This window comes from Rhodonellum psychrophilum GCM71 = DSM 17998 (assembly GCF_000381545.1).
Taxonomy (GTDB): domain Bacteria; phylum Bacteroidota; class Bacteroidia; order Cytophagales; family Cyclobacteriaceae; genus Rhodonellum; species Rhodonellum psychrophilum.
The window spans coordinates 1-15017 of sequence record NZ_KB906709.1; the positions used below are offsets into that span (position 1 = coordinate 1).

At 42.2% G+C, this 15017-nt stretch carries 15 protein-coding genes; 8 read left to right on the forward strand and 7 right to left on the reverse strand.

The window, feature by feature from the left end:
• Positions 1-93: 93 nt before the first annotated feature.
• Positions 94-588, reverse strand: coding sequence for a hypothetical protein (locus F824_RS0125070; RefSeq protein ID WP_019600695.1), 495 nt, complete (start codon positions 586-588; stop codon positions 94-96).
• 107 nt (positions 589-695) lie between these two features.
• Here F824_RS0125070 and F824_RS0125075 point away from each other — a divergent pair, with 107 nt between their 5' ends.
• From F824_RS0125075 to F824_RS0125085, 3 genes are read left to right on the forward strand one after another with little or no spacing between them, the layout of a single operon-like run.
• Positions 696-1049, forward strand: a complete 354-nt coding sequence (locus tag F824_RS0125075) for a DUF6152 family protein (protein ID WP_019600696.1) — start codon at positions 696-698, stop codon at positions 1047-1049.
• A 2-nt stretch (positions 1050-1051) separates the two neighbouring features.
• Entirely contained in the window at positions 1052-1528 is a 477-nt protein-coding gene (locus tag F824_RS0125080; RefSeq protein ID WP_019600697.1) for a DUF6644 family protein, read from the forward strand.
• 46 nt (positions 1529-1574) lie between these two features.
• Positions 1575-2045: a hypothetical protein gene (locus tag F824_RS0125085; protein WP_019600698.1), complete on the forward strand. Its 471-nt coding sequence runs from the start codon at positions 1575-1577 to the stop codon at positions 2043-2045.
• Positions 2046-2238: 193 nt separating this feature from the next.
• Here F824_RS0125085 and F824_RS0125090 read toward each other — a convergent pair whose 3' ends face one another.
• The 3 genes from F824_RS0125090 to F824_RS26570 all read right to left on the reverse strand — a co-directional run bounded on the left by F824_RS0125090 (position 2239) and on the right by F824_RS26570 (position 5909).
• Complete coding sequence (locus F824_RS0125090; protein WP_019600699.1) at positions 2239-3642, reverse strand: amidohydrolase family protein; 1404 nt, start codon at positions 3640-3642, stop codon at positions 2239-2241.
• An 11-nt stretch (positions 3643-3653) separates the two neighbouring features.
• On the reverse strand, positions 3654-4760 hold the full coding sequence (locus tag F824_RS0125095) for a fatty acid desaturase family protein (RefSeq protein ID WP_019600700.1): 1107 nt from the start codon (positions 4758-4760) through the stop codon (positions 3654-3656).
• A 258-nt stretch (positions 4761-5018) separates the two neighbouring features.
• Positions 5019-5909 (reverse strand): sterol desaturase family protein, encoded by an 891-nt coding sequence (locus tag F824_RS26570; protein WP_019600701.1) that lies wholly within the window; start codon positions 5907-5909, stop codon positions 5019-5021.
• 685 nt (positions 5910-6594) lie between these two features.
• Here F824_RS26570 and F824_RS0125115 point away from each other — a divergent pair.
• From F824_RS0125115 to F824_RS0125145, 5 genes are all read left to right on the forward strand, one after another.
• Positions 6595-6789, forward strand: a complete 195-nt coding sequence (locus F824_RS0125115) for a hypothetical protein (RefSeq protein WP_139189936.1) — start codon at positions 6595-6597, stop codon at positions 6787-6789.
• A 320-nt stretch (positions 6790-7109) separates the two neighbouring features.
• Positions 7110-7613 (forward strand): winged helix-turn-helix domain-containing protein, encoded by a 504-nt coding sequence (locus F824_RS0125120; RefSeq protein WP_019600705.1) that lies wholly within the window; start codon positions 7110-7112, stop codon positions 7611-7613.
• A gap of 284 nt (positions 7614-7897) precedes the next feature.
• Positions 7898-8869, forward strand: coding sequence for a glycosyltransferase family 2 protein (locus F824_RS0125125; protein WP_019600706.1), 972 nt, complete (start codon positions 7898-7900; stop codon positions 8867-8869).
• Between the two features lie 238 nt (positions 8870-9107).
• On the forward strand, positions 9108-9806 hold the full coding sequence (locus tag F824_RS27070) for a GNAT family N-acetyltransferase (RefSeq protein ID WP_019600708.1): 699 nt from the start codon (positions 9108-9110) through the stop codon (positions 9804-9806).
• 522 nt (positions 9807-10328) lie between these two features.
• Entirely contained in the window at positions 10329-11150 is an 822-nt protein-coding gene (locus tag F824_RS0125145) for an ABC transporter permease (RefSeq protein ID WP_019600710.1), read from the forward strand.
• A 191-nt stretch (positions 11151-11341) separates the two neighbouring features.
• On the opposite strand, the gene F824_RS0125155 is transcribed toward F824_RS0125145, so the two are convergent.
• The 3 genes from F824_RS0125155 to F824_RS28060 form a co-directional block, all read right to left on the reverse strand.
• Positions 11342-12178 carry a maleylpyruvate isomerase family mycothiol-dependent enzyme gene (locus F824_RS0125155; protein ID WP_019600712.1) on the reverse strand — a complete coding sequence of 279 codons (837 nt, stop codon included), beginning with the start codon at positions 12176-12178 and terminating at the stop codon, positions 11342-11344.
• A 101-nt stretch (positions 12179-12279) separates the two neighbouring features.
• On the reverse strand, positions 12280-13518 hold the full coding sequence (locus tag F824_RS0125160) for a patatin-like phospholipase family protein (RefSeq protein WP_019600713.1): 1239 nt from the start codon (positions 13516-13518) through the stop codon (positions 12280-12282).
• 777 nt (positions 13519-14295) lie between these two features.
• On the reverse strand, positions 14296-14568 hold the full coding sequence (locus tag F824_RS28060) for a hypothetical protein (RefSeq protein ID WP_019600715.1): 273 nt from the start codon (positions 14566-14568) through the stop codon (positions 14296-14298).
• Between the last annotated feature and the right edge of the window lie 449 nt (positions 14569-15017).

Genomic DNA, 15017 nt, shown 5'->3' on the forward strand with positions numbered 1-15017 from the left:
CGAATCCTGCCAAAAACCGCAGATATATAGGCCGTCCTTTTATCCGGAGGAAGGTTCGTGCGAAGGTGTCGTTTTCTTCCGGTTAACCGTGGTCTATGTCCTCACAGACCACTCCTTCCTTGCCGGCCTGGTCCAATGTCCTCCCCCCTCGTCCTTAGCAAGTCTAGTAGCTACCCAAACTTCATTCATGATATTCCTAATCAAAAGACTCCTCTCGAAAAAGGGCAGCGCCCTGACATATTGGTAGACAAGGGTTTTAACCCTTGGATATATGATGTCGAGTGGTTGTTTGTCTTTGGCTAAAGAAAATGATTGAATCCCGAAGGTTTTTCGCCAATGCAAGTAGTGGTTGTTTGCGAAAATTTTTGTTCTCTTCCCAAAACCTTGCATCAAACAATTCAAAAACCCAAACAAATCCCAAAAAACCCAAACAAATCCCAAAAACCCAAACAAATCCCAAAAACTGCAAATCATTGCATGGCCGACATTCCTGAAGGGAATGAATTTGATTTTGCCCGTTTGCAATGTGCTGGATAAGATGATCAATGGATTCAGCACAACCCTCAACGGGTTGAATTTCCATTTCATAATCAACCCAACCAACCGAAAACAATCACATTCTCAATATTCCCTAATTTTAATTTGCCTATTCTTCTCGGTTTTTTTAAATTTAAATAGCAACAAATCATAAGGTTATGAAAATCGTCAAAAGTACTTTGCCCGTATTTTTCATATTTGTCTTGGCTTCATTTACTTTCTTCCACCATGGATGGGCCAACTATGACCAGACGAAAGTCCATGATTTCAATTCCACCATCGAGGAATCCATATATGAAAATCCGCATGTTTTGGTCAAGGTGAAATATCAGGAAGAAATATGGACGGTTTTTCTTGCCCCCATAAGTCGCATGACTGATAGGGGTGTATCGGCTGAGGCGATCAAAAAAGGAGCAGCGGTAAGGCTGGTCGCTTATCCCCATAAAACAGAAAAAGGGGAAATGCGTGCCGAAAGAATTTTCATCAACGGCAAAAAACATGAATTGCGGTAGGCATGCAGGTGTGGCTTGAATGGCTGGAAAACACTTCCATCGCGCTGAGTATCCGTCAGTCTTTGTGGCTTTATCCAACCTTGGAAATCGTTCACATTCTAGGGATTGTACTTCTTGTTGGAGCTGCTTTTATGTTTGATTTGCGTCTTTTGGGATTTTCCAAAGAGCTGTCTGTTGGGGGATTGTCAAGGCATTTATTGCCATGGTCCCAAAAAGGATTGTATCTGATTTTTCCCTCAGGGATTTTGCTCTTTATGACCAATGCCAAATCTTTGGCCATAAACCCAATTTTCTGGCTCAAAATGGGTTTGTTGGTGATTGCGGGGATCAATGTCCTGATTTTTCACCGATTCATTTTCAATAAAATCATCCATTTGGAGAAATCGCATTTATTGCCAAATGATGCCAAAATTGCTGCAGGTGTTTCCATACTGGTTTGGATTGCCATTATTGCTTGCGGTCGATGGTTGGCTTATTGAGGGCCATAATCCTAAAATTGAATTCCTAACCTAAACCCCATGAAAAATGCATGAAATTTCAGAATACATCGAGAATCCCAATCTTGGGCTGATAGATGCCTTTCAGTTGGAATCTTTTCGGGAGTTCATGGAAGAGTCTGATATAGAACTAGTCGTTGTCGATAGGGGGGATGGCACACAGGCGCATATCCAAGCCCTTTCCCTGCGATCCGTAAATCAAGTGCTCAGAAGAATCATAAAAAGGTGTGAAGAAAGTGGAGTTGATTTAAAGAAATGGATCTGCGATAAAGACGAATTTGACCTTTGCGGAAAACTTGATTTACCGATTGGCGAAAGAATGAGGCAATTGGATGAATTTTTTAGATATAAAAGGGCCCAGGCAGCAATCATTGTAGTGGACGTTTTACTGGCCATTTTGGCACCACCCACCTTTGGTTTGTTTTTAACTTTGCTGGCTGTGCTGGGTTGGCTCAATAATTATTTCCTTGAATTGTGTGACTGCTCCAATAGGGTGTGAAAAATTACATTTAGGGATTTGAAATACAGAATCAACTATTGAGGACTCCGAAACCTTTGCCTTACCGTGGTTTGTATTTTTACTCTGTGCGCTGTGTTTCTTCGGTGGTCTGTGTCCTCACAGACCACTCCATCTTTGCCTCGGTACCTTCACCTTTCCTAAATGATCAGCTAAAACTAGATAAATTTCTTTTTCAAAAATTACCATATAGAAATTGAACCGTATTGGTAAAAAAGAACCGTTCCACGATTTCTTCTGCCTGAATTTCATAATTTTCCCTCCTTGTTAACCGCCTCTTTTTCAAATAACTGCCGGCAAGGTTTTTCAATTCGAGGGATAAGGGTTCCAAACCTTCAGCAGTCAATATACCGGGAAAGGGATAAATACTTCCATCAAAATCGGTCCCCAAACAGGTGTTTCCCCAAGCAAACAATCCATTTCTATCACAAACTTCCGCAAAATGCTGCAATTGGTTCCAGATAAGCAAAGCGGAATTCTGCAAATCCTCGATAGGGTTTTTGAACCTGAACAGACCTTTGATTTTTTTGATATCCACATGGATGTTCAAATCCATTTGAAAAGCAAAAAGCCCTTTGGATTCAACCAGTTTGACGATTTCCTCATCATAAAAATTCAACTCAGTAGCATTGAAAATATTCGATAGAGGAGAGGCGATTCCATTTCCCCGGATTGGACGTCCGGTTAATGCGCCATGGCTGACGATCAGAGGAATGGATTCACCGGGGAATTCTTCCTCCAACAATCGAAAATAATCCATCCTGGTCGCCAAACTCATGTGTTTGAGATCAATCAGTATCCGCCGACCACTCCTTTTGTCTAACAATTCCCTTACCACCTCACTGCCCAGATGAGTCAATCCTATACCAAGGTTTTTTTCTTGATTGACCAGTTTTCCCAATCTTTGAAGGCTCCTGGCATGTCCGCACAGGTCATTATTGAAATTATGTGCCAGCCCGATAAATAAGGGTGGAAATTCCCAGTTTTTTACCATACTGATGTTGGTGAAAACTTCCTCCCGATCCAGCTGGATTCCATATTCCTCTAAACCTGTGTTGAAGACATGCGCCCCTTCAATACTGAAGATCACGGCAATCTCATTTTCGGTATTCAAATTGTGCGTCAAATCCGCCGTGTCTTTAAGTGGGCTCCAGGCTTGAAGGACTTCATCAACCATGCTTTTTTGTCTTGAATGGATGAAAAAAAGGTATTCTCTTTTAAGGTCCTCAAAGTAGCTGGAATGCTTTTGGATATGTCTAATCCTGTTATAACCGATTTCTATTCCCCAATTCGCCAATTGTGCTGCCAAGGGAGGCGATACATAGGGGTTGTGAAAAAAACCCTTTTCAAATGGATATAAGGAAACAAAAGCGATTTTTCCCTTGGCTCTGGTCATGGTGCTCAGATCTGTCTGGGAGAACTTTGTTAGCCCGGTTTTCTCATAAATTTTGCGGGTAAAAAAATCCGGCTTTTTGGTAAACCAAACATCAGCTTTTGGATGGTCTTGGTTTGAAAAAGAATGACCAAAAGTTTTGAGATTGGGATGGCAATGGAGGTCGGTATATTTGAAATCTGCCATATCATTTTCAGTTACATATTCTCCTCCCAGATGGGATGATCCACACTGTTGCTTTTAATGAGTTGATAATGGTCACGAAAGGCTTTCCAAATGGAAATGGATTTATAGGGCAACCTTTGTTCTTGGCAAAAAAGTTTTATTTCATCGGTCACTTCTTTGGCATAGAGATAACTGATATGTGGAAACAAATGATGGGCAATATGGAAATTAAAATTGGCCATTACATATCTGGTAAACCAATTTTGTTCCACGATATCATTGGTGGTTTGGAGCTGATGCAAAAGCCAACTGCTTGGCAAAGTATGGTTGTTTCCTACCAAGGGGAATTGGTTATTGGTATTGACATGTGGTGGCAACAACACAAAAAGCGCAAAAATCCCTGCAACAAAAAACAGCAGCAATCCTGCCATAATAACCTGTAAAGCAGAAAATGGGCTGAAGAAAATGGGGATTATAAATACGTAGCCTATAAAGAGGGATTTGAACAAAAGAAGCTTCAAATATTCAATGAAGGGTATTGGGCCAAATTTCCCTTTACCCAAAGTTTGGGACAAATAATCTTTAAAATCCCGAACCAAAAACCAATTAAGAAGAAAGAAAGGGTACAAGAGAAAGATAAAATGTTGGTGTTTGGTCAACCATTTTCCTTTTTCTTCAGGATGGACCTTCAAAAATTTGCTCTTTTCGATGTCGCTGTCCCAACCAGAAACATTCGGGTAGTTGTGGTGGAAAGTGATGTGCCTTTTTTTCCACATATAACTGTTTGCACCCATCAGGTCAAAAATCTGTATGTATACATGGTTGGATAATTTTCTGGAGAACAGATTTTCGTGACAGACTTCATGAATGAGATTCAAAAAAATTATAACCAACATCAAACCCATACAGGAATATCCAAAAAGGAAAGTGGCATAATGGGAGGAGGACAATGAAAACAAATACAAACCCAAATAGAGCAGTGGTAAAAAAATGGCCTTGAATTTCAATTCCTTCTCCTTTTTTTTAAGGCCTTTTATTCTCCCCAATACCCTTGACCTTAGGTCGGCGGTCATATTGCCATCCTCCTTGTTGGATTTAAATCTGGGAAATCTTTCTCGCGATTTATTTATAGCTTCCATCTTTTCGATTTTTCTAAAAAAATACCCTTTATTTAAAACCTGCGATGCATTTAAAATCCCATTACCACCTGAAATTGCTTCATAAACAGTCTCTCTTTGCGGTTTTTGAATTCGGTATATAAGTTAAATGCCTTAACCTACCAATAGGCTGACTTTCTTGTGTTTTCCACCCCTAATGTGGAACGGAATGCATACTGCAACTTGCAATCCAAAATTGTATAAATATTTGTTTAAGCTTATTTTCAAAGAATTAAAAACTTAATTTTCCTCCAAAATCCTTGTCGTTTCAAATACAGGAGTTTGCAAATTATCAGGATTCTCTTTTTGATTGGAAGTCCTCCATTTTTCTGAACCGGGAGGGCCAAAAAGAAAATGGATTTTCGATTTGAGCGTTGGTATTTCAGGCAATTGCCTGATAATATCGATATACTCGTGCGAGATAATTTTGGCGGGATTGTGGGTATAAATATTGTGTGTGATGCCATAAATAGGCTTTTCACCTTCCGGTTCATAAGTGCCGAAAATATGATCAAAAAGGATGAGGATTCCACCCATGTTTTTGTCCAAATATTTTGGGTTGGAGCCGTGGTGGACCCTGTGGTTGGAAGGAGTATTGAAAATCAAATCAAGAAAACCGAGTTTTCCGATCCGTTCTGTATGGACAAGGATATTCCAAATGGTGGAGATGGATTCGTTGAGTAAGATCATCCATGGGGGTATTCCGATGAGACAAAGTGGGGCCCAAAAAAGAAACCGATAAAAAGTGTGGATGAAATTGACCCGGAAACCTACCGAAATATTGTAATGCAAAGAGGAATGGTGGGTGACATGTGCAGCCCAAAATAACCTTGATTTATGCCCTAAGTAATGGAAGAGGTACATGATGAAATCACAGGCAAAAAAGCCTGCAATCCATAGCCAGAGGGTAAAGTCAGGCTTGAAGAATGCAAATTCATAAACGATACTGTAGAGCCCAAATGCCACACCCTTCATAAAAAGGCCCACTGTCAGGATCATCATTCCAACAGCAAAATTGGCCAACATATCTTTTATCTCATTTTGGTGATCTTCTTTTTTCCAGGTGAGATACAGCTCTACCAGAAAAATCATAATCATCAAGGGTGCGCCGATTGCGTCAATGCTCAACATAAAAAATTCCCGAAAAATGTAGAACTGATTCCTCGTTAATTTACAGAAAAGAATTCAGTATAAAAAGAGCGAAAATTAATAATTAACCCCATCCATAAGTTATCTTTTGGGAATATAAATTATTGGGATTCAGTTTTTCTTTGGCTTGTCAAAAGGATTGAATCTCAAAGGTTTTTCGCCAAAGCAGTTGGTTGACATTAATCGCATTTTTTTCTTTTGTCCCTTTTTGCTTGATCAAAAAGGAACCAAAAAATCAAGGCTGATATCTCTTCTTCAAATTGGGGCGGGTGTTTATCAGGTTTAACGATTCGCTTCCAATTTGATTTTTGTCTGGCTTCGGAGAGCTAAAAATCAGTGGATCTTGTTCGGAAAAACTCACGAGCTAACTCATTTTCTTCACGCTCTCCGATGCCTGCCAAAAACCGCAGATATATAGGCCGTCCTTTTATCCGGAAGAAGTTTGTTGCGAAGGTATAGTTTCCTTCCGGTTAACCGTGGTCTGTGTCCCCACAGACCAACCCTTTATCCCTAAAACCCTTTTCATCAAGCAGTTCAATAACCCTAACGTCCCCAAAAACCAAAATCATTGCATTTGGCGACATTCCTGAAGGGAATGAATTTGATTAGCCCTGTATGAAATGCGGTGGATAAAATGGTTTCGTTCGGTTTTCCAACCCTGACAGTGTTGAATTTCGACTCCCTGAATTCCCGGAAGATGCGTGCGTTTTCCGGCATTTTCAAATTCAAGCCTTCAGGCTTGGTCCTGTGGTCGTTTGGCTTGTATTTCCATGGTCATTTTGCTCCATCCGTGGTCTGTGTCCCCACAGACCACGTCATTCCTTCCCCACAGACCATTCCTTTTGAAAAAACGACCGATTGAAACCCCATTCCTTGCTTATTTCCACGATACGAGTAAATTTGTTTTCACAGAGTAATTTTCTTACTCATCCCACGAAGCACCAATGTGACCGAAGGAGCGAAGCCATGCCCAACCCGATCCGTTTTCCGTGCAATGAGAGACAAAAATATTTTGATCCTTTCACGCGGTTTCTAGCGAGTCAAATCTTTCTTTTTCTGAGTCGTAATTTTCTGTGTCAAGTCCAGACGGCCAAGTAGTGGGAGTATTGGAATTGACTCTTTTTCCCTGCTCATTTTTGCCGCCCCGACAAAGACATCCAGCATCCAACACCAACCTTTTCCATGCTCAACTCCCTCGTTACCTCCAAAACCCGAATCAAGCTTCTCCTTAAATTCTTCTCTTATTCCAATTCGGGCTACCTGCGTGCCTTGGCAAAGGAATTCGATGAATCCACCAATTCCATCCGCATCGAACTCAACCGACTCACTGAGGCGGGCTTGCTGACATCAGGGGAGGAGGGAAAAACCAAAATGTACCGGGCCAACGACCAACACCCTTTCTTCCATGAAATCAAAGGGATGGTCAGTAAGTTTCTAGGCTTGGATCAACTCTTGGAACAGGTCGTTCGGAGATTGGGGAATGTTGAAAAAGCCTATATCGTGGGCGATTATGCCCAAGGGGTCGATTCGGGGACGATCGAAATGATCCTCATCGGCAAGGATATCGACCGCAAATACCTTGATTTCCTGACCGACAAAACCTACGAAAAGGTCAACCGAAAAGTCACCATTACGGTAATGGACGAGGCCAAGGGAGAGATGACGGGGATTTTGATCTATGGTTAATTTCAATCTCCGGTGTTCTATTGTTTAACCCGTGTTTTGCATTGTCATTTCATCCTAAAATTGCTAAAAAATCACTAAGTAGCAGGCAATTTTTGGCTTCGCCATATCGGTAATATGCGGTATTCCCTAAAGCGTTTGATTGTCTTTCCGTTACAACTCAATTGCAAAGCCTAATCCATATTTCGGGTTTAATAATTTTTTAGATTCAATTTCCCGTTGAACGATACTTTCAATTAAGTGATGTGGAGGGATTTTACTTATTGGATAGATTGATTTGAATTTTCATGGCTTCTTATGTGGTAGCCACAGCCTTTCCCTACCTTTACCAAAACCCCATTCCCTTGTACCTCTCGATTGTCTCACCCGTTTATTGCGCCGAAAAAATCCTGGCGGAGCTTGTTGCCCGTATTCAGGTGGCCGCTTCACAGATAGCCCCTGATTTTGAATTGATCTTGGTGGAAGACCATAGCCCAGATGCTTCATGGTCCGAGATAGAAAGATTGGCAGCTCTTTATCCCTTTATCAAAGGGATAAAACTGAGCCGTAATTTTGGGCAGCATTATGCCATTACTGCAGGTTTGGACATGGCCCAAGGGGAATGGGTGGTGGTCATGGATTGCGACCTGCAGGACAGGCCTGAAGAAATCCCAGCCCTCTATCAAAAGGCCCAGGAGGGACATGACGTCGTGCTCGCTAGGAGAACTTTCAGACAGGATTCCTTTTTCAAAAAATTGTCGTCCAAAGTTTTTTACCGCACATTGGCTTATCTCACGGGTTCCCATCAGGATGAAAGCATCGCGAATTTTGGTATCTATCACCAAAAAGTCATCTCTGAAATCCGAAGCATGCGGGAAAGTATCCGGTATTTTCCAACCATGGTCAAATGGGTAGGGTTCAGGCAAACCACAATGGAGGTTCTCCATGCTGCCAGGACAGAAGGTGGTTCCAGTTACAACTTCAGGAAATTGTTCAATCTGGCCCTGGATATCATGTTGGCCTATAGTGATAAACCTCTTCGGCTCACCGTCAAACTCGGTGTGATCGTGGCGGTTTCAGGCTTCGCTTTCGCCATCTACACCATCGTACGCTACTTTCTGGGGGACATTATCGTTCCGGGATATGCCAGTTTGATTATTTCCCTTTGGGTCTTGACAGGATTTGTCCTGAGTACATTGGGGATGGTCGGTCTGTATGTCGGGAAAACCTTCGAAGGGGTCAAGCAAAGGCCGATTTATATCGTGGAGAAAAGGGTGTGAGTTGGAAGTTGGAAGACAGACGGGAGACGGGGGACGGAAGACAGAGTCAGAAATGGGGAAGTTGGAAGTAGGGAGGAAAGACGGAAGAAGGGGTTTTATGGGAGAAATACCGTTCAATTTCCCCCTCCATGAATTTTAATGCACCAGACAAAACGGTAAATTTTCTGCAAGGATGATCTTCAAATAACCAAAAGAATCCGCCATCAGGCATAAGCATAAATTCATAATAACAACATCCATGCAAATTCAAAATCTACCTTGGGACACTGATTTTTTTGGCTACCCGGTCGGGAAAATCGACGTGGAGGTACAAATCTCATGGGAGGAATTCCTTCAGAAGGCCCAGGATTTCCAGCTGGTTTATCTCTTCAGCGAAAGCCTTTTGGAGCAAACCCCAACCAAGATCCTTCATGTGGACACCAAATGTATTTTCCAAAAAACACTTGTTCCACAATCGCCAACAACCAAAACCATCCATCCCTTCACAGGAGAAATGAACCCCGAACTGAAAGCTCTTGCCCTGCAAAGTGGGGAATATTCACGGTTCAGGTTGGACGGAAGATTGGTCGATAGGGAATTCGAAAGGCTTTATTCCCGCTGGATGGAGAATGCACTGGAGGAGGATTCCGTCTTTGTCTTCCAAGCCAATGGAGAAATTCAGGGAATGGTCACCCTTTCCCTCTCCGGAGAAAATGCCCAAATCGGCTTGATCGCCGTCGGTGAAAAGGCAAGGGGACAGGGGATAGGAATAGCGCTGCTCCAAATAGCCGAAAGTGCAGCTTTCGACAAAGGTGCAAGACGCATGCGCATCCCCACCCAAAAGACCAATTTGCCCGCCATAAATTTGTACCAAAAGCTTGGCTATGCTTTGGTCGAGGAAATCCACATCTACCATTATTGGGATGACCAAAAAACCAACATGTACTTTAGCCACTAAATTAATCTGATTTACCGCTATTGTGCAAGGAGTATTTATTTCAAAGAAATGGAGTGGAGCATGAAGACACAAGAAATCGAAAATCCTGTGTTTCGGTTTTCAACAGGCCCCTTGACAAAGTAGCGGACATTAATTTAGTTTGCCTGAAATAGACATTAGGCTTCCCAATAGAGTTGTCACAATAATAAAATCAGACAATTTGGATATTAATGTATCGTCCAATATGGTGAAGTCAAAAACAGTAAACAAAAGATTGATTATTAAGCAATTTCAGGCCGGAATTACACTGATAATCCCTAAAACGGGTTTGTTAATCTGACTATCCGCAATACTACCAAAAGATGTCAAAATCCAAAAAATCCCTGCCAGAAATCTCAAATAAGGCTTCTTCCAACTTCGGTCTTCGGTCTTCGGTCTTCCAACTTCGGTCTTCGGTCTTCCGTCTCCCGTCTTCCGTCCCTTTTCTACACAAACATCCCTTTAGTTTAAATACCAATCATCCACACCCTCAAATCATCTCTTTTGGATCCTAAAATAAAAATCATCGAAGCCACTTCCGGTTGGAAACTCGTGGATTTCCGGGAAATCTGGCGTTACAAAGACCTCTTGTATTTTCTCACCCTGCGTGGAATCAAGGCCCGGTATGCCCAGAGTATCCTCGGTGTTTCCTGGGCGATCATTCAACCCTTGTTTACCACTTTGGTTTTCACCTTGGTATTCGGGGGTTTGGCAAAAGTGGACTCCGACGGGATGCCCTATCTGCTCTTTTCCTACCTGGCACTTTGGCCCTGGAACTACTTCTCGGGTACCCTTACCGAATCCGCCAATAGCCTGATCCAAAATGCGAATATGATCACCAAAGTCTATTTTCCCCGGATGGTGCTCCCGCTTTCCTCGATACTTTCCAAGTTGCTGGATTTTGTCATTGCCTTTGTGGTGGTCATCGTTTTGCTGATTTATTTCCAGATCAGCCCGGGATGGGGTTTGTTGTTTTTACCGGTTTTGATCCTGCAACTCCTCATGACTTCCCTAGGGATTGGCATGTTCCTTTCCGCCATGGCCGTCAAATATCGGGATGTCAAGCATGCTTTGAGCTTTGTAGTTCAGATCCTGCTTTATGCCGCACCAGTGGTATACAGTACCAATGCCGTCCCAGAAAAATACCTGCCTTTTTATATCCTGAATCCAATGGTGGGTGTGATCGAAGGTTTCCGTGCAGCCTTCCTGAATCGGCCAATGCCTTGGGAATGGATTTGGCCCGGGGCCATCGTGTCGGTGGTCTTCTTTGTCTTTGGCATGATGTATTTCCGGAGAATGGAAAGGATTTTTGCCGATGTGGCATAAACCTTTTTTCATTGCTAAACTTCCTTTTTCCTTAAATTTTCATCCGCAGATTTTAAATTTTCCGCAAGCTCAGGTTTTGAATCCTTTGGGATTTGGGAAATGGGAGCCTGCATAAAATTGTTTGCTGCAGTTGATTTTTTCAATTCCGATTATGGTGGATCGGACATTGCGACGCTATCCTTTTCTTGCCTTCAGGCCATCACGGCCACTATTTCCAAGGCCTTCTTTCCCAATTCAATATCCCCATAGAATTCCACTTTATCCAATGCTTGATCAGTCGTCATGCTTTTGGAGAATAATTTCCATGCCGTATCCGGATCAATCCTGACGATTGAATTTGCCATTTTTTCAATTTCTTTTTCCAAATGCCATTCATTTTCCTTTTTCACAATGGTCCATAGACCACCGATTGTTGTGGTGACGCAAAGTGACACGCAAGTCCCTGTCGGGGATGCAACATCACGAAAAGTATATGGAAAAGCCAGCATCAAAGTATCCATAAACGGATGGAAAAATTCCCTTGTCATGAGTCCGGGTTTGCCCACGGCATCCCTGATTTGTTGTTGGTGTAGAAATTTTTCGGTGTATTCCCTTGCGATGTGAAACCAATTGGGGGAAGTTTCCTGCCCTGCCCAAGCCACTGGAAAAATAGCCTCTTCAAATGGATCCAAGGTCTGAAGATGGGTTGAATATTGTTTTCCTGTAAAATCAAGTAAGGAAACTATTACTTCAGGACTCAGTCTTTTTGTGGCTTCCGTCCAACTCCCATTCAGTTTGTTTAAATATCCAATAAGGTCCTGAGAAGAATCGATTTTATCCGGTTTTTCACCAAAAAAACGGTCCCTTGAACTGGATAATGCCCTTAGATTTCCATCAAGTAAATGTGAGGCAACATCTTTTACCGTCCAAAGGTTTGCCACCGTTTGGGCAGTACATTCTTCAGGCGTCAAGCTATTCAGCAATTCAATAAGCATGTTGTCCAGCAAAGGAATCAGATTCAGGGTCTGGATGGGAACATTCTTTTTCATGTTTCAAATGTAATGGTATCTTTTTTCTACGCTAGGTAGATGATTAATCCAATGCGGTGACGTCTAGTATTCAGGCTATTATTATACTTCCTATCCTTGCGTCATTCTTCATTTTTTTCAGTATTCTTCTGATCCAAACCCCTCCATTTGTCCATTGCATTTTCAAACCATTCGTCTCCAAAATGGTAAACAAGATCGTTGTTTCTTTGGACCTCAAAGTGAATGGGTTGATTTTGAATGGCCCCATTTTTCCATTTCTCGAAACACTCTTTGATCAAACTGATCTCCGAATCTTCGGTAAGGTCCATGTCCAATGCATAGAGTTTTTCGAGCAGCGGCACAACGGAAGGATGGGTTTTGCCATCGATATGGATCAGGGGAGACAAGCGGATAAAGGATACAGCATCGATTTCCGCTGCTTTCTTGGAAAGGAACATCAAGGCGACAAAACTTGACCAATCAGGGGGTTCGTACAAAATGGTTTTCGCTTGATTCAAAACCGTTTGTTTAAAATATCGGAATTGAAATTTATAACTGAAGAAATTCAATTTTTTGAAGCGTTCCTTGATGGTGATGGATTTGATTTGGAAGAAATTTTCCTTGTCGGCCATCGACATCAATTTGTTCCCATTTCCGATGGAAATCAACACCATTTCTTCCAAAGGAACTTGGACACGGAAAGCCTCGATGATCCCGGCCACAGCGGGATTGTTGAATCCCCCCAAAGCCCCATCCCACAATTCATAGAAGATATTGCTGCCTTTGGCTTTGAATCTTGCGGGGAAATCAAAATACTGAACGGGAGCGTTTGAGGAGCCATGGATGGCCTGGGTCAGTTTCACATACTCCCAACCCGCATTTCCCTGGGGATAGGACCTGAAAAATTTCGCCCTGTTGTTCAATGCATCGTAGGTGCAAACGATGAGTTTCAAGTTGGGTTTGCCGATAAAATCCGGCAATTCATTCATCAACATGCTGTGGCATTTTGGGAAAAGCTGGGCAAAAGCTTTTCCTTTCCTTTTGGAGCTGTATTTGGGGCCAAAGGAAAACAATCTGGTCAGGGTTACCGGCCAAAAGCTTTCCTTATAGCTGTTTTTGCTAAAAATCCTTTCCCGGGTTTCTTTTTCATCGAAAAGATGGATCGCCTCGTCGATGGTCATGTTTTCGGCCAAAGCCGCCAAAACAATACTTCCCCCGGAATTGGCGATGATCAAATCAAATTGTCTCAAGATGTCATGGCCTTTTAAACCGGGGATTTCCACCCTGAATCTTTCCTTGAGGGTGAGCAATTGCAAGATCGCCCAACTGCCGCCACCGTCCAGTGATAGGATTTTATACATATGGATTGTTTTTTGATATTCCCCAAGGTGAATATGCGCGAAAAATCCAAATTCCCGATTCCAGGAATATGGAGGAGAATTGTTTTAGGGTAAAAACCAAGACAGTTTCCGGTTGAAAGGAGTTTTCATTTTTATAAAGCAGGATCAATATCCAGAATTTCTTGTTCAAAAATAAATCTTGTGCCTGGAATTTGGCGTATTTATTTCCGCTTTCAATAAGGAATCTCGATGGGCATGTCTGCCGGCATAGGCAGATTTACACCTTGAATAGGTCCCGATTCCCCATAGGAATCTCAGATATTATTCTTGTTAAACACCGATTTCTGCAACTGCTCGGTAAGTAGGGAATGTATGGATTATCAATTTGCCTTTTATCCATATCCGATTTCATGCCATCTAGCCATATCTAAGAATCAAGTTTTCGGACATGCCGATGGCACTTTGAACTATATTTTTGTATTCTGTATTCCCCACAATGAATTGTGGGGTTAAGCTTGAACCAAGCCTACGGCTTTTGTAAATGCTGTGTTTTTTTTCAAATCACGTAGAGATGACATAAATCTTAACCGGGGATTTTAATCTCTGGAATTTTAAACATTGTAGACTTTCTTTAGCTAAAAAAAAGATTGGACAGCGAAGATTTTTGACAAAACAGGGTTGAAGATTTGTGGTGAATGGGAAGCCTGAGGGGCCTGCCGGCATAGGCAGGCTTCAACCTTGAATAACTCCGGGCGAAACCCGGTGATAAAAGGTGTGTTTCATAATTTCTTTGCCTAATCAAAATAATTGAATCCCGAGGGTTTTTCGCCAAAGCAGGTGGATGACATTGATCGCAATTTTTCTTCCTTTGTCACTTTTTGCTTGATCAAAAAGGAACCAAAAAATCAAGGCTGATATCTCTTCTTCAAATTGGGGCGGGTGTTTTTCACAATATTGATTTTCTTCCAATTTGATTTTTGTCTGGCTTCTGCGAGCTAAAAATGAGTGGATCTCACTCGGTGAACCTTCGTGAGCTAACTCATTTTCTTCACGCTCTCCGATGCCTGCCAAAAACCGCTGATATATAGGCCGTCCTTTTATCCGGAGGAAGTATGGTGCGAAGGTGTCGTTTCCTTTTGGTTAACCGTGGTCTGTGTCCCCACAGACCACTCCTTCCTTGCCGGCCTGGTCCAATGTCCTCCCCCCTCGTCCTTAGCGAGTCTAGTAGCTACCCAAACTTCATTAATGGTATTCCTAATCAAAAGACTCCTCACGAAAAAGGGTAGCGCCCTGACATATTGGTAGACAAGGGTTTTAACCCTTGGATATATGATGTCGAGTGGTTGTTTGTCTTTGGCTAAAGAAAATAATTGAATCCCGAAGGTTTTTCGCCAAAGCAGGTGGTTGACATTGATCGCAATTTTTTTCCTTTGTCCCTTTTTGCTTGATCAAAAAGGAACCAAAAAATCAAGGCTGATATCTCTTCTTCAAATTGGGGCGGGTGTTTTTCACAATATTGA